At 62.1% G+C, this 26050-nt stretch carries 26 protein-coding genes and 2 tRNA genes; 18 read left to right on the top strand and 10 right to left on the bottom strand.

Features of this window, described 5'->3' with window-relative positions; all coding sequences use genetic code 11:
• Positions 1 to 20: 20 nt before the first annotated feature.
• Positions 21 to 1451 carry a Glu/Leu/Phe/Val family dehydrogenase gene (locus AC2FMM_RS04150; RefSeq protein WP_496679563.1) on the bottom strand — a complete coding sequence of 477 codons (1431 nt, stop codon included), beginning with the start codon at positions 1449 to 1451 and terminating at the stop codon, positions 21 to 23.
• A 322-nt stretch (positions 1452 to 1773) separates the two neighbouring features.
• Here AC2FMM_RS04150 and AC2FMM_RS04145 point away from each other — a divergent pair, with 322 nt between their 5' ends.
• From AC2FMM_RS04145 to AC2FMM_RS04135, 3 genes are read left to right on the top strand one after another with little or no spacing between them, the layout of a single operon-like run.
• Positions 1774 to 3393 (top strand): pilus assembly protein TadG-related protein, encoded by a 1620-nt coding sequence (locus AC2FMM_RS04145; protein WP_496710920.1) that lies wholly within the window; start codon positions 1774 to 1776, stop codon positions 3391 to 3393.
• A complete protein-coding gene (locus tag AC2FMM_RS04140; protein ID WP_496710921.1) occupies positions 3390 to 3923 on the top strand; it encodes a TadE/TadG family type IV pilus assembly protein in 534 nt (177 codons plus the stop codon). The genes AC2FMM_RS04145 and AC2FMM_RS04140 overlap by 4 nt, the downstream gene beginning before the upstream one ends.
• Before the next feature lies 1 nt (position 3924).
• Complete coding sequence (locus AC2FMM_RS04135) at positions 3925 to 4491, top strand: TadE/TadG family type IV pilus assembly protein (protein WP_496710922.1); 567 nt, start codon at positions 3925 to 3927, stop codon at positions 4489 to 4491.
• Here AC2FMM_RS04135 and AC2FMM_RS04130 read toward each other — a convergent pair.
• The gene (locus tag AC2FMM_RS04130; RefSeq protein ID WP_496710923.1) at positions 4488 to 4964 is read right to left on the bottom strand and encodes a hypothetical protein; all 477 of its coding nucleotides are present in this window, start codon (positions 4962 to 4964) and stop codon (positions 4488 to 4490) included. The genes AC2FMM_RS04135 and AC2FMM_RS04130 overlap by 4 nt on opposite strands.
• Before the next feature lie 158 nt (positions 4965 to 5122).
• Here AC2FMM_RS04130 and AC2FMM_RS04125 point away from each other — a divergent pair, with 158 nt between their 5' ends.
• Entirely contained in the window at positions 5123 to 6034 is a 912-nt protein-coding gene (locus AC2FMM_RS04125) for a pirin family protein (protein ID WP_496795864.1), read from the top strand.
• Between the two features lie 21 nt (positions 6035 to 6055).
• On the opposite strand, the gene AC2FMM_RS04120 is transcribed toward AC2FMM_RS04125, so the two are convergent.
• Entirely contained in the window at positions 6056 to 6643 is a 588-nt protein-coding gene (locus AC2FMM_RS04120) for a TetR-type transcription factor C-terminal domain-containing protein (RefSeq protein WP_490360811.1), read from the bottom strand.
• 101 nt (positions 6644 to 6744) lie between these two features.
• Between AC2FMM_RS04120 and AC2FMM_RS04115 the strand changes: the two genes are divergently transcribed.
• From AC2FMM_RS04115 to AC2FMM_RS04050, 14 genes are all read left to right on the top strand, one after another.
• Positions 6745 to 6993, top strand: a complete 249-nt coding sequence (locus AC2FMM_RS04115) for a hypothetical protein (protein WP_496679548.1) — start codon at positions 6745 to 6747, stop codon at positions 6991 to 6993.
• Positions 6994 to 7132: 139 nt separating this feature from the next.
• The gene (locus AC2FMM_RS04110) at positions 7133 to 8419 is read left to right on the top strand and encodes a homoserine dehydrogenase (protein WP_496795863.1); all 1287 of its coding nucleotides are present in this window, start codon (positions 7133 to 7135) and stop codon (positions 8417 to 8419) included.
• A gap of 72 nt (positions 8420 to 8491) precedes the next feature.
• Entirely contained in the window at positions 8492 to 9475 is a 984-nt protein-coding gene (gene glpX / locus AC2FMM_RS04105; protein ID WP_496679544.1) for a class II fructose-bisphosphatase, read from the top strand.
• Between the two features lie 78 nt (positions 9476 to 9553).
• Positions 9554 to 11296 carry a single-stranded-DNA-specific exonuclease RecJ gene (gene recJ, locus AC2FMM_RS04100; protein WP_496795862.1) on the top strand — a complete coding sequence of 581 codons (1743 nt, stop codon included), beginning with the start codon at positions 9554 to 9556 and terminating at the stop codon, positions 11294 to 11296.
• Positions 11297 to 11405: 109 nt separating this feature from the next.
• A tRNA-Glu gene (locus AC2FMM_RS04095) sits at positions 11406 to 11480 on the top strand.
• Positions 11481 to 11504: 24 nt separating this feature from the next.
• Positions 11505 to 11579 (top strand) — tRNA-Glu (locus AC2FMM_RS04090).
• A 320-nt stretch (positions 11580 to 11899) separates the two neighbouring features.
• Entirely contained in the window at positions 11900 to 13639 is a 1740-nt protein-coding gene (locus AC2FMM_RS04085; protein WP_496679539.1) for an ABC transporter substrate-binding protein, read from the top strand.
• Positions 13640 to 13732: 93 nt separating this feature from the next.
• Positions 13733 to 14791 carry an ABC transporter ATP-binding protein gene (locus AC2FMM_RS04080; RefSeq protein ID WP_496795861.1) on the top strand — a complete coding sequence of 353 codons (1059 nt, stop codon included), beginning with the start codon at positions 13733 to 13735 and terminating at the stop codon, positions 14789 to 14791.
• Between the two features lies 1 nt (position 14792).
• Positions 14793 to 15869, top strand: a complete 1077-nt coding sequence (locus AC2FMM_RS04075; RefSeq protein ID WP_496795860.1) for an ABC transporter ATP-binding protein — start codon at positions 14793 to 14795, stop codon at positions 15867 to 15869.
• The gene (locus AC2FMM_RS04070; RefSeq protein WP_005983941.1) at positions 15866 to 16729 is read left to right on the top strand and encodes a carbohydrate ABC transporter permease; all 864 of its coding nucleotides are present in this window, start codon (positions 15866 to 15868) and stop codon (positions 16727 to 16729) included. The genes AC2FMM_RS04075 and AC2FMM_RS04070 overlap by 4 nt, the downstream gene beginning before the upstream one ends.
• Positions 16726 to 17523 (top strand): carbohydrate ABC transporter permease, encoded by a 798-nt coding sequence (locus tag AC2FMM_RS04065; protein WP_496741792.1) that lies wholly within the window; start codon positions 16726 to 16728, stop codon positions 17521 to 17523. Before AC2FMM_RS04070 ends, AC2FMM_RS04065 begins: the two co-directional genes overlap by 4 nt.
• A 146-nt stretch (positions 17524 to 17669) precedes the next feature.
• Positions 17670 to 17939 carry a DUF2160 domain-containing protein gene (locus AC2FMM_RS04060; RefSeq protein WP_370797609.1) on the top strand — a complete coding sequence of 90 codons (270 nt, stop codon included), beginning with the start codon at positions 17670 to 17672 and terminating at the stop codon, positions 17937 to 17939.
• 68 nt (positions 17940 to 18007) lie between these two features.
• Positions 18008 to 18403: a BlaI/MecI/CopY family transcriptional regulator gene (locus AC2FMM_RS04055; protein ID WP_005983946.1), complete on the top strand. Its 396-nt coding sequence runs from the start codon at positions 18008 to 18010 to the stop codon at positions 18401 to 18403.
• Positions 18390 to 19487: a M56 family metallopeptidase gene (locus tag AC2FMM_RS04050; RefSeq protein ID WP_496795859.1), complete on the top strand. Its 1098-nt coding sequence runs from the start codon at positions 18390 to 18392 to the stop codon at positions 19485 to 19487. Before AC2FMM_RS04055 ends, AC2FMM_RS04050 begins: the two co-directional genes overlap by 14 nt.
• Positions 19488 to 19496: 9 nt before the next feature.
• Here the strand turns inward: AC2FMM_RS04050 and AC2FMM_RS04045 are convergent, their stop codons facing one another.
• From AC2FMM_RS04045 to modB, 7 genes are all read right to left on the bottom strand, one after another.
• Positions 19497 to 19655 carry a hypothetical protein gene (locus tag AC2FMM_RS04045; protein WP_496687030.1) on the bottom strand — a complete coding sequence of 53 codons (159 nt, stop codon included), beginning with the start codon at positions 19653 to 19655 and terminating at the stop codon, positions 19497 to 19499.
• A 328-nt stretch (positions 19656 to 19983) separates the two neighbouring features.
• Positions 19984 to 21027, bottom strand: a complete 1044-nt coding sequence (arsB, locus tag AC2FMM_RS04040) for an ACR3 family arsenite efflux transporter (protein ID WP_496795858.1) — start codon at positions 21025 to 21027, stop codon at positions 19984 to 19986.
• Positions 21024 to 22301 carry an organoarsenical effux MFS transporter ArsJ gene (gene arsJ / locus AC2FMM_RS04035; protein WP_496795857.1) on the bottom strand — a complete coding sequence of 426 codons (1278 nt, stop codon included), beginning with the start codon at positions 22299 to 22301 and terminating at the stop codon, positions 21024 to 21026. Before arsJ ends, arsB begins: the two co-directional genes overlap by 4 nt.
• Positions 22298 to 23296, bottom strand: a complete 999-nt coding sequence (locus AC2FMM_RS04030; protein ID WP_496795856.1) for an ArsJ-associated glyceraldehyde-3-phosphate dehydrogenase — start codon at positions 23294 to 23296, stop codon at positions 22298 to 22300. The genes arsJ and AC2FMM_RS04030 overlap by 4 nt, the downstream gene beginning before the upstream one ends.
• Complete coding sequence (locus tag AC2FMM_RS04025) at positions 23293 to 24132, bottom strand: arsenate reductase/protein-tyrosine-phosphatase family protein (protein WP_496795855.1); 840 nt, start codon at positions 24130 to 24132, stop codon at positions 23293 to 23295. The genes AC2FMM_RS04030 and AC2FMM_RS04025 overlap by 4 nt, the downstream gene beginning before the upstream one ends.
• A gap of 138 nt (positions 24133 to 24270) precedes the next feature.
• Positions 24271 to 25380 carry a molybdenum ABC transporter ATP-binding protein gene (gene modC / locus AC2FMM_RS04020; RefSeq protein ID WP_496795854.1) on the bottom strand — a complete coding sequence of 370 codons (1110 nt, stop codon included), beginning with the start codon at positions 25378 to 25380 and terminating at the stop codon, positions 24271 to 24273.
• A complete protein-coding gene (modB, locus tag AC2FMM_RS04015) occupies positions 25380 to 26048 on the bottom strand; it encodes a molybdate ABC transporter permease subunit (RefSeq protein ID WP_496795853.1) in 669 nt (222 codons plus the stop codon). The genes modC and modB overlap by 1 nt, the downstream gene beginning before the upstream one ends.
• Positions 26049 to 26050: the final 2 nt, after the last annotated feature.

The following is a 26050-nucleotide window of genomic DNA, read 5'->3' as shown; positions in this document are numbered from 1 at the left end:
ATTGCCCAGTTTCCGAGACGTCAAAGGCCTTTGGCGCGATAGCTTTTGGCCACGCGGTCGATGGACACGATGTAGGCCGCGGTGCGCAGGTCCTCGACGTCATTGCGATCGTGCCATACTTCACGCATCGCTTGGTAGGCGATGCGCATCGTGTCATCCAGGCCCGAACGCACCAACTCGAGCTCATCCGCACCTTTGAGGTATTTGGCCTTGAAGTCCGGAGACATCGACCATGCATCGCCAAGATAGCGGTCCAGCCGTTCCAGCTCCTTCACGATCAGCTCGTGTCGCGCCTCTTCCTGACGGCGCTGCATCCGGCCGAAACGAATGTGACTCAGGTTCTTGACCCATTCGAAATACGAGACCGTCACACCGCCCGCGTTGGCATACATGTCGGGAATGATCACGGTGCCCTTCTTGCGCAGAACTTCGTCGGCCCCGGCGGTCACCGGACCATTCGCTGCCTCGATGATCAGCGGCGCCTTGATGCGCTCGGCATTCGACAGGTTGATCACCCCTTCCAGCGCCGCCGGGATCAGGATGTCGCACTCCTCTTCCAGCACAGCAGTGCCTTCGGCGGTATGCGTCGCATCCGGGTAGCCCTTCACGCCCCCATGTTTGACGATCCATTGATGCACCGCCTCGACGTCGATCCCCTCGGGGTCATACAGAGCACCGTCGCGCTCGATGATGCCCACGATCAACGATCCGTCCTCTTCGCTGAGGAATTTGGCCGCGTGATAGCCTACGTTGCCCAACCCCTGAACGATGACGCGCTTGCCCTCCAGCGACCCCGACAGGCGCGCCTTCTTGACGTCCTCAGGATGGCGGAAGAATTCGCGCAGCGCATATTGGATGCCACGTCCCGTCGCCTCGACCCGGCCCGAGATGCCGCCCGCATTCAGCGGCTTGCCGGTCACGCAGGCCCTCGCGTTGATATCGGTGGTGTTCATCCGCGCGTATTGGTCGGCGATCCAGGCCATCTCGCGCTCGCCGGTGCCCATGTCGGGGGCCGGAACGTTCTGCGAGGGGTTGATCAGGTCGCGCTTGGCCAGTTCATAGGCGAAACGGCGGGTGATCTGCTCCAGTTCATGCTCTTCATATTTGCGCGGGTCGATGCGCAAACCGCCCTTGGACCCGCCGAAAGGCGCCTCGACCAGGGCACACTTGTAGGTCATCAGCGCGGCAAGCGCCTCGACCTCGTCCTGGTTCACGGCCATGGCATAGCGGATACCACCCTTTACCGGCTCCATGTGTTCGGAATGAACCGAGCGATATCCGGTGAAGGTATGGATCTGCCCTCGCAACCGAACCCCGAAACGGACGGTGTAGGTGGCGTTGCACACCCGGATCTTCTCCTCCAGCCCCGGCGGAAGATCCATCAGGGCGGCCGCCCTGTTGAACATCAGATCCACGCTTTCCCGAAAGCTGGGTTCCTTGATGGTCGTCATAAAATCCTCCATGACGGTAGACGACGAAGCAATGGCGTTTTGTCGCACCCTTGGCAGGTGGCTGCAATCACGATCTGCACTTTTTTTCATCAGCTTGTGAACGGCAGGTTTGCGCGCGCAGACCTGAGTCGCCGCAGGTTAACCATTTGGTCAAATTGTCAACTTACCGGAAACAAAGCCCAGCCATCACCCGGAATGCGGACGATTCTCATTCAAAAAGAGCGCTCTAGGGGCAAATCCGCCCAATTCTCGCCACGTTCTGTGGGTAATTTTGTACACGAAATTTTTACGCGTCCGCTCTCTGCTCCGCGAGGTATCCAAAATGGCAACGCCGAATAACTATTTCAAAAAGGTCCGTGCCAACAGTGTTTTTTGTCGCGTCCGTCAATTTGCCGCGAACGAAGACGGCACCTTCACTATTTTGGTCGTTTTCCTGTTTCTGGCACTTCTTGCCGCAGCCGGGATCGGCGCGGACTTGATGAATTACGAGCGCGACAGAGCCAACTTGCAGTCGACTCTTGACCGGGCGGTACTTGCTGCCGCCGATCTGGACCAGAAAGAACCTCCCCAAAAGGTGGTCGAAGCCTATCTCGAAAAAGCCGGTCTGCTGGAGCAACTGAAAACAGTAGAGGTTCAGGAGTCATTCGGAACCCGCAAAGTGTCGGCAACGGCAGAAGCAGTGGTGGAAACGAACTTCATGCGCCTCTCCGGTATCAAAACCATGACGGCTCCTGCAGCAAGCGCCGCTGAGGAATCGATCGGTGCCGTCGAAATTTCGCTGGTGCTGGATATTTCTGGATCAATGGGCAATGCTTCGGCCACTGCCGGAAAAACGAAACTGCAGGTTTTGCAGGACGCTGCTGTCGATTTCGTTCGACTTATGCTGGACAGGGAAGACGGTGGTTCGGACGGCATATCGATTTCGATTATTCCTTATGCCACCCAAGTCAACGCTGGAGAGCCGATCCTGAGCAAGTTCACAAATGTAACGCAAGAGCATAGCTACTCTCACTGCGTGAACTTTATTCCCGAGCAATACAGCGATTCAGACCTGCATCGGGATGACACGCTCGAACGGACCGCTCATTTCGATCCATTCACCTATTCCGAGGGCACCATCCGGATGCCGGTGTGCCCGGTTCGTGCCGGCAGCGCGATCACCCCGGTGACCGATAATCTGGTCGCATTGGAGAACCAGATCAAGGCCTTGACCGCTCAGGGGAACACATCAATCGATGTGGGCATGAAATGGGGCACCGCCCTCTTGGACCCCAGTATGCGTGGTATCGTGGCCGATCTTTCCGCAGAAGGTCTGGTGCCAGCCAAGTTTGCCAACCGCCCGACGGATTACGGCGGCGACGTTCTAAAGATTGCGATCGTTATGACCGATGGTCAGAACACGGATCAGTACATGCTGAACCCATCGCTGCGCGAAGGAATGTCTGATGTGTGGTACAACGAAGAAGCAGAAGAATACACGATTTACCATTCTCAGGGCAAACCCAATTACTTCTGGCCACAGCAAGACATGTGGGCTGATCATCCATTTGGCAGCCCCGACCCCGAAACGCCAGCCAATGAAGAGGTCGGGACGGCTGTTCGGTTGAGCTATCCGGAACTGTTCAACCGCGTCTCGCTGGCCTGGAATGCCAAGTACAACTACTATTGGCAGTCCAGCGGCTGGGCCGAATGGTATTCCAAGGCATATTCCAAGGTGGAAACATCCGCCAAGAACCAGCACACCAAGCACATTTGCGATGCGGCCAAGGATCAGGGCATCATCGTTTATGGCATCGCTTTCGAAGCGCCCCGCTCCGGATACAGAACGATCAAAAACTGCGCGAGTTCGGACAGCCATGTGTATGACGTCGAAGGGCTGGACCTGGAAAAAGCCTTCGCGTCGATTGCATCCTCGATCAGAAAACTTCGGTTGACCCAATGATTAAGTTGCTCGAGTCCAGAATGCGTCGGTTCCGACGCTCGGAAGATGGCAACGCAACAATCGAGTTCATCTTCATCTTCCCTGCCTTCATGTTCTTCGTGTTGTCGGGTGTCGAACTCGCCTTGCTGACGACGCAGCAGGGCATGCTGGAAAGGGCCGTCGACATAACAGTTAGGGACATTCGTCTTGGAACCGGCAACAACCTGCAACATGACGATATCAAGGACGTCGTTTGTGAGCGTGCCCAGTTTATCAAGAACTGCTCGGAAAACCTTCGCCTGGAGATGATCAAACAAGACCCATTTCAGGTTTTGGCTCTTCCAGAAACGCCAGACTGCACCGACAACTCGGAGCAAGTAAACCCCGTTCGCAACTTTGAAAACGGCCTCGAGAACGAACTGATGATATTGCGGGTCTGCGCGAAAATTGATCCGGTATTCCCCACGTCGGCAATGGGACGAGCGTTGGTGGATGAAACCGGGCAATACGCCTTGACCGCGACGACTGCGTTTGTACAGGAGCCTTCGTAAAATGTGGACTAGTCTAAGGCGCATAGGAACCCGTATCAGCCAGTTCAAGCGAGACGAAAGTGGAATTCTGACCGTCGAAGCGATAATGATCTTTCCGCTTCTGTTTTGGGCGGTGACCGCGACCTATGTCGTGTTTGAGGGATTTCGCCAGAGCGCATCGAATTTGAAAGCCGCATACACGATTGGCGACCTAATCTCGCGAGAAACCCGTACGATCACAGAGACATATGTCGACACGCTTCATGAACTTATGGAAGCGATGGTAAACAATCGATCGGAAATGAGGATGCGCATTTCTCTGATCGTCTATGATGAGGAAGAAAAGCGTCACGAAGTACGTTGGTCCACGGTGCGTGGGTACGATTTTGAATGGACCAACGCCAACATCAAGGAAATAGAAAACAGCCTTCCGCCAATGCCTGATCAGGACACGTTGATCCTCGTGGAAACATCCAACGACTATGTTCCGTTTCGCACTCCAGGATGGGGCATCGGAACAGGAATTACATTTGATAACTTCGTGTTTACGCGACCTCGATTCACCAACGAAGTTGCGGGCGCAGTTTAGCCGTCGGATTCGCCCGCCAACAACGCGGACAGCATCTCAGACATGAACTTGGTCTCGGCGGCGGCCGTCATGCCGCCGACACCAACCCGTCGCCCGATGCGCCACCACAGGCCGGGCGCCCAGGCGCGCTCGGCCCTGCTTTTGGTCGTGACCAGAAAACCGTTTGACGGTTTGAACGCAAACACACCGCGGTCCACGCCTTCGATATCCGCCACGTCCAGAATCCTGATGCCGCTGCCCGTGCGCAGTTCCGTGCGCGTCAGCTCGATCCGGTCGGCAGTCGCGTGCCAGACCCGATGCGCCAACCAAAGGGCCGAGCCGCCGACGGCGAACAGAAAAACCTGCCACAGCGGCGCGGGCGGTCTGGCCAAGGCGACATAGATCACCAGCGCCCCAACCGACAGCAGCATCGCCACCCCCATCCACCGACGTGCCGCCGAGGCCTGCACCGTCGCCAGAATCTCGTCCTGCATCCGAACCTCCATTCGTTTCAGACCCCGTACCTGAAATTCCGCGACAACAACAGACCATTGACGGATTTGTTGAAACACGCACAGGCGCGGTGAGTTTTCGTTGAATTGACCGCAGCGCGTCGCCGCCCATATTCACAATCACAACCGCAGGAGGCCCTATGTCCCTTAGACCCACCCTCGAAACCCGCAAAGCCGTTCCGACTCTTGAAGGCGCCGGCGTTAAGCTGCACCGCGCATTTGGTTTTCAGGATCCGTCCGAGCTGGATCCGTTCCTTCTGTTTGATGATTTCCGGAACGAGGTCCCTCGGGACTATCTGGCTGGGTTTCCCTGGCACCCCCATCGCGGAATCGAGACGATCACCTATGTGCTGTCCGGTACGGTCGAACACAAGGATTCGCTGGGCAACACCGGGACCCTCGGCGCTGGCGACGTGCAATGGATGACCGCCGGATCGGGAATCCTGCATCAAGAGATGCCCAAGGGGAACGCGTCAGGGCAGATGCATGGGTTTCAGTTGTGGGGCAACCTGCCCTCGGCCCAGAAAATGACTGCGCCCCGGTATCAGGACGTGCAAGGCAAGGACATTCCCGAAATCGTAGATGACGACGGCACCCGGGTTCGGGTCATCGTCGGCACGTTCTGGGGAAAGACCGGCCCGGTGGACGGAATCGCGGCCGACCCTCAATACTTGGATATCTCGGTTCCCGCCGGTGTTCGAAAGACCTTTAAGATCGACACCTACCGCCGCGCCTTTGCCTATGTGTTCGAAGGGCAGGCCGCCTTTGCGGATGCCTCCAAGCCCAGAGGGGTCCTGTTGGAGAAAGAAGTCGCCGGGCAGGAAGTGAACATCCGGGACATGTCCGGAAACCGAACCCTTGTGCGCTTTGGAACGGGTGACGAAGTAACCGTCCAAGCGGGACCGGACGGGGTACGGTTCCTGCTGATTTCAGGGGCTCCGATCAACGAGCCCGTGGCCTGGCACGGACCGATCGTCATGAACACCCGCGCCGAGCTTGAACAGGCCTTTCGAGAGTTGCGCAACGGCACCTTCATCCGACCTGCCCATTGACGGCCCAGGCGGAGAGACGGGTCAGGCGGACACGGCCTTACGCACCATGTCCCAATAGATCTGTTCGACCTGATCCAGCGACAGGCGCCCGCCGGCCCGATACCAGGTCATGACGCCGTTCAGCATCGCAATCACCGCAAGCGTGGCAATCTTGGCATCCTGAAGCGCGAACACCCCCTCGGCCTGTCCGGCGACCAGGATTCCCTGCAGCGCGTCCTCGTAATCGCGCCGCAGGGCTTCGATCTCGGCAAAGTTCTCGGGGGTGAGGTTTCGCAGCTCCATGTAGGCGATGAAAACCTCTTCGGGCCGCTGCATGTGGAACCGGATGTGGAACCCGACGAACTGACGCAGCGCATCAAGCGCGCAATCCTGCGGCGGCAAACCCTTCTGGGCGGCCAGCAACTCCTCCATGTGGTCGCGCATCAACCGGTACAGAAGGCTTTGCTTGTCGGGCGTATAATTGTACAGCGCACCGGCCTGTACGCCGACCTCGGCCGCGATTTGCCGCATGGAAACAGCGGCATATCCATATCGCGCGAACAGATGCAACGCCGCTTTGCGTATGCGCGGGCCTGTGATATCCGAGTGAGAACCTTGTGTGCGTGCCATGATCGGCAGTTTATATGAACAAACGTTCAAATAGAACCCCGCTTGATCCCGGGCGTCGGAAGGTGCATCACGACAGGGTACGCAACTCTACGGGATCCGCGATGAAGCCGCTGCCTGTCCTTTTTCTTGTGGCACTGTCCGCCGGATGCACGGACTTCCCCGAGCTCCGAGGCCGCGAGGCAGCAACCGTCGTGGATGCCCCCTACCCCAAACTGATCCCGCTGGACGAGGCCTTGGGGCCACCGGTTGACGTGGCCAGCGAGGCCGCTGATCTGAGAAAGGATCTGACCGAGCGCAAGAAGTCCCTGCGCAAGCGCGCCAACAGGTTGCAGAACACCCCAATCGACTAAAGGAAGACCGGCCATCGACCGGTGCAGACGGTTGCTGGGACGCTGACCGATTGCACCGCCGGTCCGAACCCGCTAAGGCAGCGAAGAACGGGCGGAATGCCCCGAACAGCCGAAACCCGAGCAGAAAGGAACCCACGGAATGACACAGGCGCTGCGGCTTGGAATTGCTGGCTTGGGAACCGTGGGTGTGGGCGTGGTCAAGATCATCCGGCGCCACGCCGATCTGCTGCAGTCCCGCACCGGCCGACCCATCGAGATCGTGGCCGTTTCAGCGCGTGATTCCACCAAGGACCGCGGCGTCAACCTGTCGGGCTACGCTTGGGAGACCGACCCGGTCGCCTTGGCCCGGCGTGACGACATCGACGTGTTCGTCGAGCTGATGGGCGGTGAGAACGGGCCGGCCAAGGCCTCGGTCGAGGCGGCCTTGGTCACCGGCAAGGATGTGGTGACGGCCAACAAGGCGCTGCTGGCGATCCACGGTCAGGCGCTGGCCGAAATGGCCGAGGCCGCGGGCCGCGTGATCCGGTTCGAGGCGGCCGTCGCGGGCGGCATCCCGGTCATCAAATCGCTGACCGAAGGTCTGGCCGGGAACGAGATTACCCGCGTGATGGGCGTAATGAACGGCACCTGCAACTATATTCTGACCCGCATGCAGTCGCAGGGTCTGGGCTACAACGCCCTGTTTGAGGAATGCGCGCAGCTGGGCTACCTCGAGGCCGATCCGAACCTGGACGTAGGCGGCATCGACGCGGCGCACAAGCTGGCGCTGCTGGCGTCGATCGCCTTCGGCACAAAACCCAATTTCGACGGGATCGAGATCGAGGGGATTCAACACATCAGCCTGGACGACATCCACCAGGCAGACGACATGGGCTACCGCATCAAGTTGCTGGGCGTGGCGCAACGCACACCGCGCGGGCTGGAACAGCGGATGCAGCCTTGCCTGGTGCCCAGCGACTCGCCGTTGGGACAGTTGGAAGGCGGCACCAACATGGTGGTGATCGAGGGCGACGCGGTGGAACAGGTCGTTCTGCGCGGCCCCGGCGCGGGCGAAGGCCCCACGGCCAGCGCAGTCATGGGCGATGTCTGCGACCTGGCGCGCGGGCTGCGCATCGCGACCTTCGGGCGTCCGGCCACCACTCTGGTCGATGCCAAACCCGCCATCACCGGCCTGCCCGCCCCGTATTACCTGCGACTGGCTCTGCTGGACAAACCCGGTGCGCTGGCAAAGGTGGCAGCCATTCTGGGCAATGCCGGCGTCTCGATCGACCGGATGCGCCAATACGCCCATGCCGAGGACACCGCCCCGGTTTTGATCGTCACCCACAAGACCACCCGCGCCACCCTGGACATCGCGCTGGAGGAACTGCGCAAGACTGACGTGGTTTCCGGTGAACCGGTCGCGCTGCGCATTGAGCAGGTCTGAACCCTTGCGGCCTGCGCCACGGGCAGGCTATGCCAGTCAACAACGTCCAAGATTGCCAAAGGATACCCACACATGAGCGCTGCCAAGATCGATTTCAATGACCGCATGTTGTCCCTCGGCCTGGCCCGGGTCGCCGAACAGGCCGCCCTGGCCTCGGCCTCGTTGGTCGGGCGCGGTGACGAGAAGGCAGCCGACCAGGCCGCCGTCAACGCCATGCGCGAACAGCTGAACTTGCTGGACATCGCCGGCGTGGTCGTCATTGGCGAGGGCGAGCGCGACGAGGCGCCGATGCTGTATATCGGCGAAGAGGTCGGCACCGGCAACGGCCCCGGCGTGGACATCGCGCTGGACCCGCTGGAAGGCACTACCCTGACCGCCAAGGACATGCCCAACGCGCTGACCGTCATCGCCATGGGGCCGCGCGGGTCGATGCTGCACGCGCCCGACGTGTACATGGACAAGCTGGCCGTGGGCCCGGGCTATCCGGAAAAGGTTGTGTCGCTTGACATGAGCCCGCGCGAGCGGGTCGAGGCCCTGGCCAAGGCCAAGGGCTGCGAGCCCAGCGACATCACCGTCTGCATTTTGGAACGTCCCCGGCACGAGGCGATGATCGCCGAAGTGCGTGAAACTGGCGCGTCGATCCGGCTTATCACCGATGGGGACGTGGCCGGTGTGATGCACTGCGCCGAGGCAGAGGAAACCGGGATCGACATGTATATGGGCCAGGGCGGCGCCCCCGAGGGCGTGCTGGCGGCCGCGGCGCTGAAATGCATGGGCGGCCAGATCTTCGGCCGGCTGCTGTTCCGGAACGATGACGAACGCGGCCGCGCCGCCAAGGCGGGCATCACCGATCTGGACCGCGTCTATTCGCGCGACGAAATGGTGACGGCCGACGTGATCTTTGCTGCAACCGGCGTGACCGGCGGGTCGCTGCTGCCGCGCATCAAACGTCAGCCGGGCTGGGTGGAAACCACCACGCTGCTGATGCGGTCGAAAACCGGCTCGGTCCGGCGCATGACCTACCGTACGCCGATCTGGCCGCACCTGAACGGGTGATTGCCCGACCGGCATCGTCAAAACCAACTCACAGGCCGTGCCCGCCCGGGCTCGGCCTTGCCCGTCAGGAGGGATAGGTTGAGCTTTCTGGGTGTCGAGCACTCTCTGACCGGCCGTAGGTGGGTCGGCCCACCGCCCGAGATGGACCGCGCCGCCGAAATGCTGGCACAGCAGACCGACCTGCCCCGCCCGTTGTGCCAGGTGCTGGCCCGCCGCGGCGTGGCCCCAGCCGAGGCCGAGAGCTTTCTGGCGCCCAAGCTGCGCGACCTGCTGCCCGACCCGCGCGAGCTGAAGGACGTGGAAACCGCCGCCGCCCGTTTCCTGCAAGCCGTGCGGCACAAACAGCGCATCGCGATCTTTGCCGATTACGACGTGGACGGTGGCAGTTCGGCCGCCCTGCTGATCGTGTGGCTGCGTCAGATGGGGCTGAACGCCACGCTGTACGTTCCCGACCGGATCGACGAGGGCTATGGCCCGAACGCACCCGCGATGGCCCAGCTGGCCGCGACGCATGACCTGATCATCTGCGTCGATTGCGGGACGCTCAGCCATGATGCCATCGCGGCGGCCCAAGGGGCGGACGTGATCGTCCTGGACCACCACCTAGGCGGAGAGACCCTGCCCGACTGCGTGGCCGTCGTGAACCCGAACCGCCAGGACGAAAGCGGAGACCTCGCCTATCTGTGCGCCGCCGCCGTCGTGTTCCTGATGCTGGTTGAGGCCGGCCGGCAGCTGCGTGCGGCGGGCGCCAAGGGCCCTGACCTGATGGCGATGCTGGATCTCGTGGCTCTGGCCACGGTTGCCGATGTTGCGCCTCTGGTCGGGGTCAACCGCGCGTTGGTGCAGCAAGGGTTGAAGGTCATGGCGCAGCGCCTGCGGCCCGGCCTGGTGGCTCTGTCCGACGTGGCGCGCATGGATACCGCGCCCAACAGCTATCACCTGGGGTTCCTGCTGGGGCCACGGGTCAACGCCGGGGGGCGCATCGGTCAAGCCGATCTGGGTGCGCGCTTGCTGAGCACCGACTCTCCCGTCGAAGCAGAAGCCTTGGCCAAGCGGTTGGACGCGTTGAATACCGAACGGCGCGACATCGAAAACGCCGTGCGCGCCGCCGCGCTAGCCCAGGCCGAAAATCGTGGGCTGGACGCACCGCTGGTCTGGGCGGCGGGCGACGGTTGGCATCCGGGCGTCGTGGGCATCGTGGCCTCGCGCCTGAAAGAGACAGCCAACCGCCCGGCCATCGTCATCGGCTTTGACGGCGACGAGGGCAAAGGGTCGGGCCGCTCGGTTTCGGGTGTCGATCTGGGGGCCGCGATTCACCGGCTGGCGTCCGAAGGGCTGCTGGTCAAGGGAGGCGGGCACAAGATGGCCGCAGGTCTGACCGTGATGCGCGATCAGCTGGAACCCGCCATGGCGCGCCTGAGCGAGTTGCTGGCTAAACAGGGGGCGGGCGAAGGCGGCCCCGCCGACCTGAAACTTGACGGTGTTCTGATGCCTGGCGCCGCCACGGTGGCATTGATCGAGCAGATTGAGCAGGCGGGTCCGTTCGGGGCCGGCGCGCCTGCCCCGCGCTTTGCCCTGCCCGACCTGCAGGTGCGCTTTGCCAAACGCGTGGGCGAGACCCATCTGAAGTTGTCCCTGTCCGACGGTATGGGCGCAGGGATCGACGCCATCGCCTTTGGCGCCTTTGATGGCCCGATGGGCGATCGGCTGTCAAATCACGGCGGTGCCCGGTTCCATTTCGCAGGCCGGCTCGAGATCAATACCTGGGGCGGACGGCAGAGCGTTCAGCTGCGCCTGAAAGACGCGGCCGAGGCGAAATGACCCCTTTCGAGCCTGCCGGAACCGGGGCGCAAAAAAGTTTCACATGGCTGCATTTTTCGTCTTGCGGGGGCGGAACGTAATCCGTAAAAGGCCCTCCACAAGCCAGCGTGGCCCGTTCGTCTATCGGTTAGGACGCCAGGTTTTCAACCTGGAAAGAGGGGTTCGATTCCCCTACGGGCTGCCACTTGTGCTTGTGCAAGGCTTGCGTGGCCCGTTCGTCTATCGGTTAGGACGCCAGGTTTTCAACCTGGAAAGAGGGGTTCGATTCCCCTACGGGCTGCCACTCTTACTTTCCACCAAATCCATGGCGTTCCGTCGCTGGTGAACTGTTCACAGCCCGGGTCCGGCTGGGTCTGGGGGTCGGCGTCGACACCTTTTGGGTGGCTGGGCAACACAGTCCCGACGCGTCCTCATCGCCCGAGACGCTACGTCGAACCCATTTAATGTCTCATTAATTCAAGATCTTACCTCATATCTCTGAGAGATCGAAACCGGGTGCCGCCTCAATTACTAATTTTTTAGTTTGACAGACTCGCGGAAAATCGCCGATGCTGCCTTTCATCCGGGTCGCACCGGAGAACCATAAATCTTGGGAGGAGAAAGATGCGGAAACATCTTTTGTCCGCAGTGGCGGCGGCTGCCGTCATTGCGGGGCACGGTCCGGTTTGGGCCGACGAAGCCGCAGCCAAACGCTGGATCGACGACGAATTTCAGCCATCCGCCTTGTCAAAAGACGAGCAGATGGCGGAGATGCAGTGGTTCATTAAGGCTGCTGAACCCTTTGCCGGAATGGAAATCAATGTCCTGTCGGAAGGCATCCCGACCCATTCCTATGAATCCGAGGTTCTGACCAAGGCATTCGAGGAAATCACCGGCATCAAGGTCAACCACCAGATCCTGGGTGAAGGCGAGGTCGTCCAGGCCGTTCAAACCCAGATGCAGACCGGTCGGAACCTGTATGACGGCTATGTCAACGACAGCGACCTGATCGGGACGCATTCGCGCCTGCAACTGGCCTATCCCCTCTCGGACATGATGGAAGGCGAATGGGCGGCTACGACCTCTCCAACGCTGGATCTGGACGACTTCATGGGCATCCAGTTCACTACCGGGCCGGACGGCAAGCTGTACCAGCTGCCCGACCAACAATTCGCCAACCTGTACTGGTTCCGCAAGGACTGGTTCGATGATGAAGCCAACAAGGCCGCATTCAAGGAAAAATATGGCTATGATTTGGGCGTTCCGGTCAACTGGTCGGCCTACGAGGATATCGCCGAGTTCTTCACCGAGGACGTCAAGGAAGTCGACGGGGTCGCGATCTATGGCCACATGGATTACGGCAAGCGCGCGCCCGACCTTGGCTGGCGCATGACCGATGCCTGGCTGTCGATGGCTGGCGCCGGCGACAAGGGCGAGCCCAACGGTATACCTGTCGATGAATGGGGCATCCGCATGGAAGCGGGCACCTGCAACCCGGTCGGCGCTTCGGTGTCGCGTGGCGGTGCCGCGAACGGCCCGGCGGCGGTCTATGCGATCCGCAAATGGGACGAATGGCTGCGCAAATACGCGCCTCCGGGTGCGGCGTCCTATGACTTCTACCAGTCGCTGCCCGCTCTGTCGCAAGGCAACGTGGCTCAGCAGATCTTCTGGTACACGGCCTTTACCGCCGACATGGTCAAGCCCAAGTCCGAAGGCAACAACACCGTCGACGACGAGGGCAACCCGCTGTGGCGGATGGCGCCCAGCCCGCATGGTCCCTATTGGGAAGAAGGTCAGAAGGTTGGCTATCAGGACGTGGGATCGTGGACCTTCCTGAAATCCACCCCGTCGGATCGGGCACAGGCCGCGTGGCTGTACGCTCAGTTCGTGACGTCCAAGACCGTCGATGTGAAAAAGTCCCATGTGGGTCTGACTTTCATCCGCGACAGCTCGGTCAATCATGAGTCATTTACCGAACGCGCACCCAAGCTGGGTGGCCTGGTCGAGTTCTACCGCTCGCCCGACCGCGTGGCATGGTCGCCGACCGGCATCAACGTTCCCGACTACCCCAAGCTGGCCCAGATCTGGTGGCAGCAGATCGGCGACGTGAACTCGGGCGCCTTCACCCCGCAAGAGGCGATGGACCGTCTGGCCGAAGAGATGGACATCACCATGGCCCGTATGCAGGCCGCGGATGAAAGCGCTGGCGTTTACGGCGGCTGTGGTCCGCGCCTGAACGAGCCGCGCGACCCCGAATATTGGCTGAGCCAGCCGGGCGCGCCGAAGCCGAAGCTGGAAAACGAGAAGCCGCAAGGCCAGACCGTCAACTATGACGAACTGGTGGCACGCTGGCAGTCCCAGTAAGCCACTACTCCCCGGGGGGCGCCGGTACCGGCGCCCCTTGCCAACCAAGACCAAACAGCGTTGCCACGCGCTGCGGGATCGGAACCCACGGACATGATCGAATTACAAGACGCGACCAAGCGGGTCGGCACCGTTACCCATATCAAACCCACGTCCCTGACGCTGCAGACCGGCCATTTCAACGTGCTTCTGGGCGCGACCGGGTCGGGCAAGACATCTCTGATCAAGATGATGGCCGGCCTGGATCCGATTGCCTCGGGCAAGGTTCTGATGGACGGGCAGGACGTGACACGGCTGAGCACTCAGAAACGCAAAATCAGCCTCGTGCATCAGTTCTTCGTGAACTACCCGCATATGACTGTATTCGACAACATCGCCTCGCCGCTGCGCGTGGCCGGAATGGCGCAATCCGAGATCGAAGGCCGCGTGGAAGATGCCGCCGACCTGCTGCAACTGCGCCCGATGCTGCACCGTCGCCCGCATGAACTGTCGGGTGGCCAACAGCAGCGCACCGCTCTGGCCCGTGCCATCGCCAAGGACAGCCGCGCGGTATTCCTGGACGAGCCGCTGGCCAATCTGGACTACAAGCTGCGCGAGGAATTGCGCGAGCAATTGCCCGAGCTGTTCGCCGGGCGCGGCGCCGTGGTGGTCTATGCCACGTCCGAACCCGAGGAGGCGCTGCTGCTGGGCGGCTACACCGCCTTGATGGAGGACGGCCGCGTGACTCAGTTCGGCCCGACGGCGGACATCTATCGCAATCCCGAAAACCTCGCCGCCGCGCGGGTGTTTTCCGACCCGCCCATCAACGTGGCCCGCGTCACGATCACCGGTGGCCAGGTTCAGTTGGCCGGCGGCGGCACATGGCGGCTGAGCGAGGGCATCAGCCTGTCCGACGGGCAATACAAGGTCGCCGTGCGCCCGCACCGCGTCACCCCCGTGCGCGCCTCGGCCGATGACGTCGAGCTGACCGGTCGCGTGATCGTGACCGAACTGTCCGGATCGGATTCCAGCGCGCATTTCCAGCATGGCGAAGACGCCTGGGTGTCGCTGGCCGCCGGGGTCCACCCCTATCAGGTGGGCGAGGACCACACATTCTACATGAACCCGGCCCATTGCCGGTATTTCGGCCAAGACGGCAAAAGGGTGGCCTGACATGGCACAGATCAAGCTTTCAAACCTCAAACACAGCTACATGCCGTCGCCGCAAGGTACGCAGGACTATGCGCTGAAGGAAATCGACGTGACCTGGCGTGATGGCGGGGCCTATGCCCTGCTGGGGCCATCGGGCTGCGGCAAGTCCACGCTGCTGAACATCATCTCGGGTCTGTTGACCCCATCCGAGGGGCAGATCCTGTTCGACGACCGCGACGTGACCGCCCTGCCCCCTGATCAGCGCAACATCGCGCAAGTGTTCCAGTTTCCGGTGATCTACGACACGATGACCGTCGGCGAGAACTTGGCCTTTCCGCTCAAGAACCGCGGCGTCGATCCGGCGACGATTAAGCGGCGCGTCGACGAGATCGCCGAGATGCTGGATGTCACCGACATGCTGAACACCCGCGCCAGCGGCCTCAGCCCGGACAACAAGCAGAAGATCTCGATGGGCCGCGGTCTGGTCCGCGACGACGTGAACGCAGTGATGTTCGACGAGCCGCTGACCGTGATCGACCCGCATCTGAAATGGAAGCTGCGGTCCAAGCTGAAAGAGCTTCACCAGCGCGTCAAGGCGACGATGATCTATGTCACACACGACCAGACCGAAGCGCTCACCTTCGCAGACGAGGTGGTTGTGATGCAGGAAGGCGAAGTGGTCCAGATCGGAACTCCGGTCGAGCTGTTCGAGCGCCCGCAACACACATTCGTGGGCCATTTCATCGGCTCGCCCGGCATGAACGTGCTGCCCTGCGAGGCGCGGGGCGACCGTGCCCTGTTCGAAGGGCACGAGGTGATGCTGGAAGGTCCGGTCAGCGGCACCAGCGGTCGCACCGATCTGGGAATCCGGCCCGAATATGTGGGCTTTGGCCCCGATGGCATCCCGGCCCATATCACCAAGGTGGCCGATATCGGGCGGCACTATGTGGTTAGCGCCATGGTCGGCACCAGCCCAGTGAAGGCGGTGACCGAACACACGCCCCCCGAGCCCGGATCGCAAGTCTTTCTTCAATTCAAACCTGAACAGACGCGCGTCTATCGTGACGGCTGGATCGCAACCGAGGAGCGCGCCCGATGAGAACGGAAAATCAGAAAGCGTGGTTCTTTGTCCTGCCGGTGCTGGCGCTGGTGGCGTTCAACGCACTGGTGCCCATGATGACGGTGGTCAACTACTCGGTCCAGGAAACCTTCGGCAACAACCAGTTCTTCTGGGAAGGGCTGGGCTGGTTCGAACAGATCCTGCGGTCTGACCGCTTCCAGGCGGCGCTGGGGCGACAGTTCCTGTTCACCGCGCTGATCCTGATGATCGAGGTGCCGCTGGGCATCATCGTGGCCCTGTCGATGCCGCGCAAGGGCTTCTGGGTGCCGGTCTGCCTGGTACTGATGGCCCTGCCGATGCTGATCCCGTGGAACGTGGTCGGCTCGATGTGGAACATCTTCACCCTGCCCAAGATCGGCCTGCTGGGGTATTTCCTGAACGACGTGCTGGGCATCAACTATGACATGACCCAACAACCGCTGTCGGCCTGGATCACCATCGTGGTGATGGATGTCTGGCACTGGACCTCGCTGGTTGTGCTGCTGTGCTATGCCGGTCTGGTGTCCATCCCCGACGCCTATTACCAGGCAGCCAAGATCGACGGGGCAAGCCCCTGGTCGGTGTTCCGCTATATTCAGCTGCCCAAGATGAAGACGGTTCTGACCATCGCGGTTCTGCTGCGGTTCATGGACAGTTTCAACATCTACACCGAACCCTTCGTTCTGACCGGGGGCGGTCCCGGCAACTCGACCACCCTGCTGTCGATCGACCTGGTGAAGATCGCGCTGGGACAGTTCGACCTTGGCCCCGCGGCCGCGATGAGCCTGATCTATTTCGCCATCACGCTGCTGGTTTCCTGGGTCTTCTACACCCTCATGACAAAGGATGACGCGCAATGAAGAAGCGGTCCCTCATCCCGATCCTGTATATCGCGTTCCTGATGTTGCCGATCTATTGGCTGGTGGCGATGTCCTTCAAGACCACGAACGAGATCCTGTCAGGCTTCTCCCTTTTTCCCCAGACCTTTACGCTGGAGAACTACAAGGCCATCTTCACCGATCCGACGTGGTATTGGGGCTATATCAACTCAATCACCTATGTGACGATCAACACGATCCTGTCGGTCTGCGTGGCGTTGCCTGCGGCCTACGCGTTCTCGCGCTATCGGTTCCTAGGCGACAAGCAGCTGTTCTTCTGGCTGCTGACCAACCGCATGGCCCCGGCGGCCGTGTTCGCCCTGCCCTTCTTTCAGCTGTATTCGTCGATCCACCTCTTCGACACCTACCTGGCGGTGGCACTGGCGCACACGCTGTTCAACGTGCCGCTGGCAGTGTGGATCCTGGAAGGTTTCATGCGCGGCATCCCGAAAGAGCTGGATGAAACCGCCTATGTCGACGGCTATTCCTTCCCCCGGTTCTTCGTCACGATCTTCCTGCCCAACATCAAGGCGGGCGTGGGCGTGGCGGCATTCTTCTGTTTCATGTTCTCGTGGGTGGAAATGCTGCTGGCCAAGACCCTGACGGCGGTTGAGGCCAAACCGATCGCCGCCGTGATGACCCGCACCGCGTCCAGCGCAGGCTACGAGTTGGGCCTGCTGGCTGCCGCCGGCACCCTGACCATCATCCCCGGCGCCATCGTCATCTGGTTTGTCCGCAACTACATCGCGCGCGGTTTCGCGATGGGACGTGTATGAGGTTCGACATGCGCAAACTCCTTCTCTCCCTCTCCCTGTTCGCCCCTTCCCCGGCGCTGGCGCAAGCCAAGGCTGGCTGGGGTAATGTCGGCCAGGAAGAACCCAAGGGCTTTTCGTGGACCGACCCGCTGTGGCCCGATTTCTGGATGGCCTGGACCCCGGCAACGCTGGCGGTTTTCGTGGGCATCTTCTCGGCCATCGCCCTGATCGGGGTACTCGAGGTGGTCAAGTTTCGCGACGGGATCGAACGCCGGGGCGTGCTGGGCCTGACCACCACATTGGGCGACCGACTGTTCATCACCCTGCTGGGCTCGGCCTATATCTTTCTGGCCTGGCTGGGGCTGGTCGGCCAACCGGTCTGGACCCCGCTTTTCCTGTCGATCGGCTGGGGCATTTTCGTTTTCTGGAAAGTTTAGGCTTTGCGCAACCGCGAAAGGATGCTTGTCTGGCAAGCATAACAGGCAAAATGGTGACACCGAAACCGATGCGAAAGAGAAAGACAGGAAATCTGCTGACCGAGGTTGAACTGGAGTTCATGAACGAGCTTTGGGCACTTGGCGAAGGCTCGGTACGCGACGTGCTGGACCGGCTGCCGCCCGAGCGGAACCTGGCCTACACCTCGGGCGCGACGATCCTGCGTATCCTGGATGAAAAGGGATTTGTCCAAAGCCGCAAGGATGGCAAAACCCTGATCTATCGCCCGCTGCTTGAGAAGGACACCTATCAGGCGCGGTCGCTGCAGAACCTGTCTCGCACGTTGTTCGATGACACCCCGGCCTCGCTGGTGGCACGTCTTGTCGATGACGCCGGCCTGACCGAAGCTGATCTGGAGGAAATTCGAGCACTGGTAGAGAGGAGACTGCAAAATGACAGCGGTTAAACCGGTACTCGACGCCTATTTGGACCTGAATGTCGTGCTGGCCTTGTCCGCGCTGATCTGGCTGGCCGCCCGGGCGGCGTTGCGCCCAACGGTGCAGCGGCACAATTTCATCGTTCAATTGCGTGTGCTCAAGGCGCTTTGCCTGTGTGTTCTGCTCAGCCCGGTTCTGGCGCTGACGGTGACCGCACTGTCTGCGCAAATGTGGCCCGGACGCGCCGTGGCCATCGGGGACATCGCCGTCGCGGCCTATCTGCGGGGCGACATCGCCATGCCGGCGACCCAGTTCGAGGCCTTGCTGAACACACGCCAGCGCTGGGTCGATCTTGTGCTGTCCGGTCAAAGCCCGGTTCTGACCGGGCTTGTCGCGGCGCTGATCCTTGCCGCGCTGCGCATTCTGGCACGGACGGTTCGGGATGCGCTGGCCATTCGCGAAACCGTTCAGAACAGCTTCCTCTGGCGCCGCTCGACCCGCGTGGACGTGCGCCTCTCGGACCGGATCACCGTTCCCTTCGCTGTGCGCGGTCTGCGCCGCCGCCATGTGGTGCTGCCCAGCCATCTGCTGGACACCCCGCGCGAGCTACGCTTTGCGCTGGCACATGAACTCGAGCATGTCCGCGCCCGGGACGTCGAATGGGAGCTTGGAATCGAACTGCTGCGTCCGCTGTTGTTCTGGAACCCGGCCTTCTGGCTGCTGAAATATCAGTTCAGCCGTCTGCGCGAACTGTCCTGCGACCAATCCGTGGTCATGCGCCGCGGAATCGACGCCCGCGACTATACCAAATGTCTGCTGGATTACTGCGCCAGAACGGTCTCGCAGGGCCGCCCGCGTGTTCTGAACGTGGCCCTGGTTCCCGGTGGCAAGGCCAAGCGGGTCCTGCGGCAGCGGGTGATCGCCCTGGCCGACGCGCCCCGACTTAACGCGCCCGTGCCCGCCTTCTTTCTTGCGACGACGCTGATCTTTGCCGTTCTGGTGGCATTCGCGGCGGCATCGTTCCGCCAGACCCAGGATTGGAGCCACGACAGGCTGATGCTGTCGACGGTGGTCAATCTTGAACGGCTGGAAGCGCGCAACAACGGGAACTGACCGCCGCCGTCACCTATACACGCCCCACGGACCAAAGCGCGGCGCGGCGATCCGCGCCGGCCCAGAACAGCGGGCCGGACCATCACCGGACAGGCGGTCAAAGTCACGCATCATCGACCGCATGATTGCAAACGGATCGTTGCGTCGGTTGAATGCAGGTGCAAGCATGCGCGTCCTCCTCTGGTGTCGTTTCCCGGGCGCCACCTGTGACGTATCGCGCCGCGCACCCCCCCCGACGGAGATCGGACATGCGGCAAGTCGGGCCGCCCCGAGGGCAGCGTAGTGTAGTCGCGTCAGTCATCTGTTCCCGTCCTGGCGAACGGCTGGCGGTCCGCTGTTTCAGCCGAACCTGTCACGTAACCACGAAACCTCAATCGGGCGTCTCACAACCGGCCAAAGTTTCGTTGAAACCAGATTTCAAGTGGGCGCCGATAGAATTTTTCGCGCCCTCCGAGATGGGCAAGACGTGCTTTCTTTCAGCATGTTAAACCGACAGTCAGATGCCGGCACGTTCCACGGCACCTGTTTCGCGTTGCTGGAACCTGCCGCGTGTCCGGTTGGCGAAAGTCACCAGCGACAGCATCACCGGCACCTCGACCAACACACCCACTACCGTGGCCAGAGCCGCACCCGAGTTCAGGCCGAACAGGCTGATGGCGACGGCCACCGCCAGTTCAAAGAAGTTCGACGTGCCGATCAGCGCGCAGGGCGCCGCGATCCGGTGCGGCACGCGCAGGGCAAAGGCCGCCGCGTAGGCCACCGCAAAGATCCCGTAGGACTGGATCAGGATCGGCACGGCGATCAATGCAATGACCGCTGGCCGGTCTAGGATCACCTGCCCCTGCAGTCCGAACAGGATGACGACCGTCGCGATCAGGCCGACAACACCCCACGGCTTGACCCGGTCGCGGAACGCCGCGATCCGCTCAGCCGAGCCCAGCCGGTTGCGCGTCCAGACACCCGCCGCCAGTGGCAGTGCCACGAACAGGACAACCGACAGGACCAGCGTCTGCCACGGAACGGAAATGTCGGTCACGCCCAGCAGGAAGGCCACGATCGGAGCGAAGGCAAAGACCATGACAATGTCATTCACCGACACCTGCAGCAGGGTATAGTTCTCGTCCCCCTTGGTCAGATGCGACCAGACGAACACCATTGCCGTGCAGGGTGCCGCACCCAGCAGGATCAGCCCCGCGATATATTGCTGGGCATCGGCGGGCGCGATCAGGTCGGCGAAGACGTATTCGAAGAACAGCACGCCCAGCGCCGCCATGGTAAAGGGCTTGATCAGCCAGTTGACCACCAGAGTGATCGCCAGCCCTTTGGGCTGTTTTACCACGTCGCGCAGGCTGCCCGGGTCCACCCCTACCATCATCGGATAGACCATGGCCCAGATCAGCACCGCCACCACCAGGTTGACATTGGCCACCTCGGCCACCGCGATGGCCTGAACTAAACCCGGCGCGAACGAGCCGATGGCGATCCCAGCGGCCATGGCCAGCGCGATCCACAGGGACAGATACCGTTCAAATACGCTCATGCCGAGATCTCCGAAGTTGTTTGGGGCTGCAAGCGCCCCGCCGCCACAGCGGACAGCGAGACCATGGCGGCCGCCGTCCCCAGCATTAAGGGCAACCCGCCCCATTGATAGGTCAGCCCAGACAGCAGCGTACCCAACAGCCGCCCGCCCGCGTTAGCCATGTAGTAGAACCCCACATCCATCGTCACCCGCTCGGCCTGGGTGAAGGCCAGGATCAGGTAAGAATGCAGCGAGGAATTCACCGCAAAGACCGCGCCAAAGGCCAGCAGACCACCCACCAGCGTCAGCGTCAGCCATGGCGTCGGACCAGAGGACAGCAGCGCGGCCACCGTCAATAGGGCCGGCACACAGGCCAGCCCCCAGGCCCAGCTGCGCGCCGCTGCGACCAGATCGGCCTCATCCCGCGCCCCTGCCCGCAGCAGGCGCGGGGCGGCGGCCTGAAAGATGCCATACAGAATGACCCACATGGCCATGAACCCGCCGATCAGAAAAAAAGCCGCGCGGTTGCCTGCTGCGCTGCCATCCGACAGCACAGCATAAAAATAGATCGGGATGCCGACGACGAACCAGACGTCGCGCGCCCCGAACAGGAAGACCCGCGCCGCGGACAGCCAGTTCACATTGGCCGATTTCGAAAAGACCTCGGAAAACTTCGCGCCCTTGCGCCCTTTAGGCAGCCCCGGCGGCATCGCCAGCAGCACCGCCACCAAGATAAGGAACAAAACCCCCGCCATGCCCAGCACGGCACCCGTGAAGCCGAGCCCGGCCAACAAGGCCGCCCCCAGCAGGAAGCCCAGCCCCTTGACCGCGTTCTTCGACCCTGTCAGCACCGCCACCCAGCGAAACAGTCCGCCGCCTTCTGTGGGGGCCAACAGCTTGACTGCCGATTTCGACGACATCTTGGTCAGGTCCTTGGCCACTCCGCTGGCGCCCTGCACGACCATCACGAAGGCGACGGACACACCGATGGTCCAGCCCGGATCCAATTGCGCCAGCGCCAGCAACGCCAGCACCTGTATCGTCAGCCCTGCGTACAGGGTCGCGGTCAGCCCGAACCGCGCGGCGATCCACCCGGCGGCCAGGTTGGTGGCCATCCCGGCGATCTCGTACAGCACGAACAAATAGGCCAGCTGGACCGGTGAAAAGCCCAGAGTGTGAAAATGCAGCAGCACCAGCATCCGCAGGGCGCCGTCGGTCAGCATGAAGGCCCAATAGGCTGCCGTGACGGCCATATAGGCCGACAGCCCGTCCGGACGTTGGGAAGCGCTGGTCAAAGCGATGCCCCGACCATCATCGCCACATCCACCAGCCGATGCGCATAGCCCATCTCGTTGTCGTACCAGGCATAGACCTTTACTTGCGTTCCGTTCACCACCATGGTCGACGGTGCATCCACGATGCTGGACCGGGTGTCATTGGTATAGTCGGTCGAGACCAGCGGACGCTCCTCATAGCCCAGAATGCCGGCCAGAGGCCCCTCGGCCGCGGCCTTGAACAGGGCGTTCACCTCTTCGGCCGTCGTTTCGCGTTCAACCTCGAACACGCAATCGGTCAGCGAGGCATTCAGCAGCGGCACCCGCACCGCATGCCCGTTCAGCCGCCCCGTCAGCTCGGGATAGATCAGGGTGATCGCCGTGGCGCTGCCGGTGGTCGTGGGGATCAGCGAGTTCAGCGCCGACCGGGCACGGCGCAGGTCCTTGGCCGGACGGTCCACGATCGTCTGCGTGTTGGTCACGTCATGAATCGTGGTGATCGAGCCGTGCCGGATGCCCAGGCTCTCGTGGATCACCTTGACCACCGGGGCCATGCAGTTCGTGGTGCAGCTGGCCGCGGTCACGATGCGGTGGCGGGCCGGGTCATAGGTGCCTTCGTTCACGCCAAAGACGATATTGGCCGTATCACCATCCTTGACCGGAGCCGAGACCACCACCTTTTTCAGGCCGGCGTCGAAGTAAGGGGCCAGCTTTGCCTCGGTCTTGAAAACTCCGGTGCAGTCGATGATGACGTCGACGCCCTCAAGCGGCAGCTCCGACAGGTTGCGGGTTCCGATGAAGGGCAGCCGCACGCCGTCAATGGTGACCGAGTTTTCGTCATGACTGAAGTCGGCGGCCCAGCGGCCATGCACGGTGTCGAACTCCAGAAGATGCGCGTGCATCGCGGGGTCCCCCACCGCATCATTGATCCAGGCGATCTGCGCGCCTTTCTCAAGCAGAGGTTTCAGGGCCAGCTTGCCGATGCGGCCCAAGCCGTTGAGAGCATAAACGGTCATGAGGTTTCTTCGGTATGGATCCGGCCGATGTCATCCACGGCGTTCTGAAGAGATATGCGATCCAGGGTTTCAAGCGGCAGCGATGAAAAGGTCAGGATTCGGTTGCGGATCGCGTCGTAAGCATCTTGAAAGGCACAAGTTTTCTGCTCTTGCGTCCCGTCGGCTCCGACCGGATCGGGCACGCCCCAATGCGCGTTGATGGGCTGGCCGGGCCAGGCGGGACAGTCTTCGTTCGCGGCCTGATCGCAGACCGTGAACACGAAATCGAAATCCGGCGCGCCCGGGGTTTGAAGCTCGGTGATGGTCTTGGCGCGCAAATCCGAAATGTCATGGCCATTGAGCTTCAGCACCTGCAAAGCAACCGGGTTCAACGCAGCCCGGGCCCGGGTGCCGGCCGAATACACGTTGAACCGGTCGCCCGCCTCGTCCCGCAGGATCGCCTCGGCAAAGATCGACCGCGCCGAATTGCCGGTGCAGATGAACAGCACATTCAGCTTCCGGTCCCGATCGGTCTTGTCAGACGTGGTGCAGGAAGCGGGCGCGCAGATCTCGGGGCGGCCGCGGCAGCAGTCCAGCAGCAAATAGTCGATCGTCCCGCGCACTGCCGCCATCTCGATGGCATAGCGCAGCGAAGTCCCTGCCCGCTCCTGCGAAACCAGGCCCACCTGCAGCAATGCACTCAGATAATTCGACAGCGTGTTGGGCTTTAGCCCCAGCGCGCCCGCGATCTCCGAGGCCGGGACGCGGTCGGGATAGCGCCGCATCAGCAGCCGAAATACGGCAAGCCGCTGTGGATGTCCCAGGGTGGACAGGCGTTCGGGAATCATTTTTTCCATATTTCATGAATATTCGAATATAAAAGCACTGTGAAAGTGACGGTTTGATGACAACGCGTACTCTCGCAGTGCCGCAAACCGACAGGACGCCCAGGCATGACCCCGGCCTGCGCAGCAACGGACCCTTGCCCGGTCCGATCAGCCCAAGCGCCCGTCGTCCGTGGCACGCGCAACATGATCGCGGGCAACGGACATGGATTTGAGGATGGCGTGGACCGGATCGCCTGGCTGCAAGCCAAGGTCGGCGGCCGCGCGGCGGGTGATCCGGGCGAGGATCTCGTGTTCGCCGACCGCGACATGGACCAGCACGCCCGGTCCTGCTCCGGGTACGATCTGCGTCACTGTTCCGCCAAGGATGTTCTGCGCCGACAGCCCCTGAGGCCGGGCGCGCGACAGGATCACGTCATGCGCCATGATCCGCACCCGGACACCGGTGCCGGGCGCCCCGTCGATCCTGGGCAAGAACAGCGGACCGGTCGCTGCGTCAAGTCGGGTTAGACCGTCGTCGAGATGCTCGGCCACCATCGCGGGCAGCATGACAGCCGCTTCGCGGATTCCCATGGCCCGCAGCGCGTCGGCGTCGGCCATCACTTCGGCCGTGGTGCCGTCGCGCACGACCCGGCCGCGGTCGATCACCAACATCCGATCCGCAAGCAACTGCGCCTCGTTCACGTCATGGGTCACCAGAACCACCGGCATTTCCAGATCGGACCGCAAAGCGATGATCTCGCCGTACAGCCGCTCACGCGTGGCACGATCCACGGCCGAGAACGGCTCGTCCAGAAGCAGCACGTCGGGGCGCCGCGCCAAGGCCCGAGCCAGCGCCACGCGCTGCTTCTGCCCGCCCGACAGGTCCGCCGGCCGGCGATGGCCGAGCCCATCCAGATGGACGCGCTGCAACAGGTGTTCGGCCTCGCGCACCCGTGCTCGGCGGGGCAGATCCCCCAGGGACGTGGCCACGTTCTGCGCCGCCGTCAAATGCGGAAACAGCGCATAGTCTTGAAACACAAAGCCCACGCGGCGGCGGTGCGTCGGCAAGCAGACCCCCGCCTCGGTATCGAGCCATGTGATCCCGGCGGCCTCGACCCGCGCCGCTTCGGGCCGCCAGAACCCAGCGATGGTCCGCAAGGTCGTGGTCTTGCCCGATCCCGAGGGTCCGACCAGTGCAAGCAACTCTCCAGGTCCTACCGCGAAGGTCAGATCAAGCGGAATTGGCGCCTTGGCCCGGAGCGTAACCCTGAGCGTCATCAGTCGAGCTTTCGCCCCATGCGGGCCGACAGGGCGAAGGTGGCGGCGATGGTGAACAGCGAAATGGCGACCAGAACCGAAGACATCGTCGCTGCCGACTGCATGTCGAAGGCCTGCACGCGGTCATAGATCGCGATGGCGATGGTCTTGGTCTCGCCGGGGATCGAGCCCCCCACCATGAGGACGATGCCGAATTCACCCAGCGTATGCGCGAAGGTCAGCACCATGGCCGTCATCACCCCCGGCCATGCCAGGGGAAGTTCTATGCGCAGCAACGCGCTTAGGGGGCGCAACCCGCTGGCCGCCGCCGCTTCGCGCAGGGACGTCGGGATCGCCTCGAAGGCGCGCTGCGCCGGTTGGATGGCAAATGGCAGGTTGAAGATGACCGAGGCCACGACCAATCCCTCGAAGCTGAAGACCAATTGGTGGCCGAACAGCCCCTGCCAGGCCGCACCGATCGGAGAGTTCCGCCCGAGCGTGCCCAGAAGGTAGAAGCCGAACACGGTCGGCGGCAGGACCAGCGGCAGCATCACAAGCCCCTCGACCACACCCTTTCCCCGGAACTTACGGGTCGCCAGAAACCGCCCGAACAGGATCGATACCGGTAGAAGCAAGGCCACCGTCCACGCAGCGAGCGAAAGCGAAAGCCAGAGCGCCTGCCAATCCATGC

It is taken from the genome of Ruegeria sp. BHSC043 (assembly GCF_059612985.1).
Note: the sequence above shows the minus strand (reverse complement) of the source record. Positions and strands in the feature narration are given on the sequence as shown.

Bases quoted from the DNA above. Each gene is read 5' to 3' on its own strand.
- AC2FMM_RS04150 (WP_496679563.1), bottom strand. From the start codon at position 1,451: ATGACGACCATCAAGGAACCCAGCTTTCGGGAAAGCGTGGATCTGATG.
- AC2FMM_RS04145 (WP_496710920.1), top strand. From the start codon at position 1,774: ATGGCAACGCCGAATAACTATTTCAAAAAGGTCCGTGCCAACAGTGTT.
- AC2FMM_RS04140 (WP_496710921.1), top strand. From the start codon at position 3,390: ATGATTAAGTTGCTCGAGTCCAGAATGCGTCGGTTCCGACGCTCGGAA.
- AC2FMM_RS04135 (WP_496710922.1), top strand. From the start codon at position 3,925: ATGTGGACTAGTCTAAGGCGCATAGGAACCCGTATCAGCCAGTTCAAG.
- AC2FMM_RS04130 (WP_496710923.1), bottom strand. From the start codon at position 4,964: ATGCAGGACGAGATTCTGGCGACGGTGCAGGCCTCGGCGGCACGTCGG.
- AC2FMM_RS04125 (WP_496795864.1), top strand. From the start codon at position 5,123: ATGTCCCTTAGACCCACCCTCGAAACCCGCAAAGCCGTTCCGACTCTT.
- AC2FMM_RS04120 (WP_490360811.1), bottom strand. From the start codon at position 6,643: ATGGCACGCACACAAGGTTCTCACTCGGATATCACAGGCCCGCGCATA.
- AC2FMM_RS04115 (WP_496679548.1), top strand. From the start codon at position 6,745: ATGAAGCCGCTGCCTGTCCTTTTTCTTGTGGCACTGTCCGCCGGATGC.
- AC2FMM_RS04110 (WP_496795863.1), top strand. From the start codon at position 7,133: ATGACACAGGCGCTGCGGCTTGGAATTGCTGGCTTGGGAACCGTGGGT.
- glpX (WP_496679544.1), top strand. From the start codon at position 8,492: ATGAGCGCTGCCAAGATCGATTTCAATGACCGCATGTTGTCCCTCGGC.
- AC2FMM_RS04085 (WP_496679539.1), top strand. From the start codon at position 11,900: ATGCGGAAACATCTTTTGTCCGCAGTGGCGGCGGCTGCCGTCATTGCG.
- AC2FMM_RS04080 (WP_496795861.1), top strand. From the start codon at position 13,733: ATGATCGAATTACAAGACGCGACCAAGCGGGTCGGCACCGTTACCCAT.
- AC2FMM_RS04075 (WP_496795860.1), top strand. From the start codon at position 14,793: ATGGCACAGATCAAGCTTTCAAACCTCAAACACAGCTACATGCCGTCG.
- AC2FMM_RS04070 (WP_005983941.1), top strand. From the start codon at position 15,866: ATGAGAACGGAAAATCAGAAAGCGTGGTTCTTTGTCCTGCCGGTGCTG.
- AC2FMM_RS04065 (WP_496741792.1), top strand. From the start codon at position 16,726: ATGAAGAAGCGGTCCCTCATCCCGATCCTGTATATCGCGTTCCTGATG.
- AC2FMM_RS04060 (WP_370797609.1), top strand. From the start codon at position 17,670: ATGGCCTGGACCCCGGCAACGCTGGCGGTTTTCGTGGGCATCTTCTCG.
- AC2FMM_RS04055 (WP_005983946.1), top strand. From the start codon at position 18,008: ATGCGAAAGAGAAAGACAGGAAATCTGCTGACCGAGGTTGAACTGGAG.
- AC2FMM_RS04050 (WP_496795859.1), top strand. From the start codon at position 18,390: ATGACAGCGGTTAAACCGGTACTCGACGCCTATTTGGACCTGAATGTC.
- AC2FMM_RS04045 (WP_496687030.1), bottom strand. From the start codon at position 19,655: ATGCTTGCACCTGCATTCAACCGACGCAACGATCCGTTTGCAATCATG.
- arsB (WP_496795858.1), bottom strand. From the start codon at position 21,027: ATGAGCGTATTTGAACGGTATCTGTCCCTGTGGATCGCGCTGGCCATG.
- AC2FMM_RS04030 (WP_496795856.1), bottom strand. From the start codon at position 23,296: ATGACCGTTTATGCTCTCAACGGCTTGGGCCGCATCGGCAAGCTGGCC.
- AC2FMM_RS04025 (WP_496795855.1), bottom strand. From the start codon at position 24,132: ATGGAAAAAATGATTCCCGAACGCCTGTCCACCCTGGGACATCCACAG.
- modC (WP_496795854.1), bottom strand. From the start codon at position 25,380: ATGACGCTCAGGGTTACGCTCCGGGCCAAGGCGCCAATTCCGCTTGAT.
- modB (WP_496795853.1), bottom strand. From the start codon at position 26,048: ATGGATTGGCAGGCGCTCTGGCTTTCGCTTTCGCTCGCTGCGTGGACG.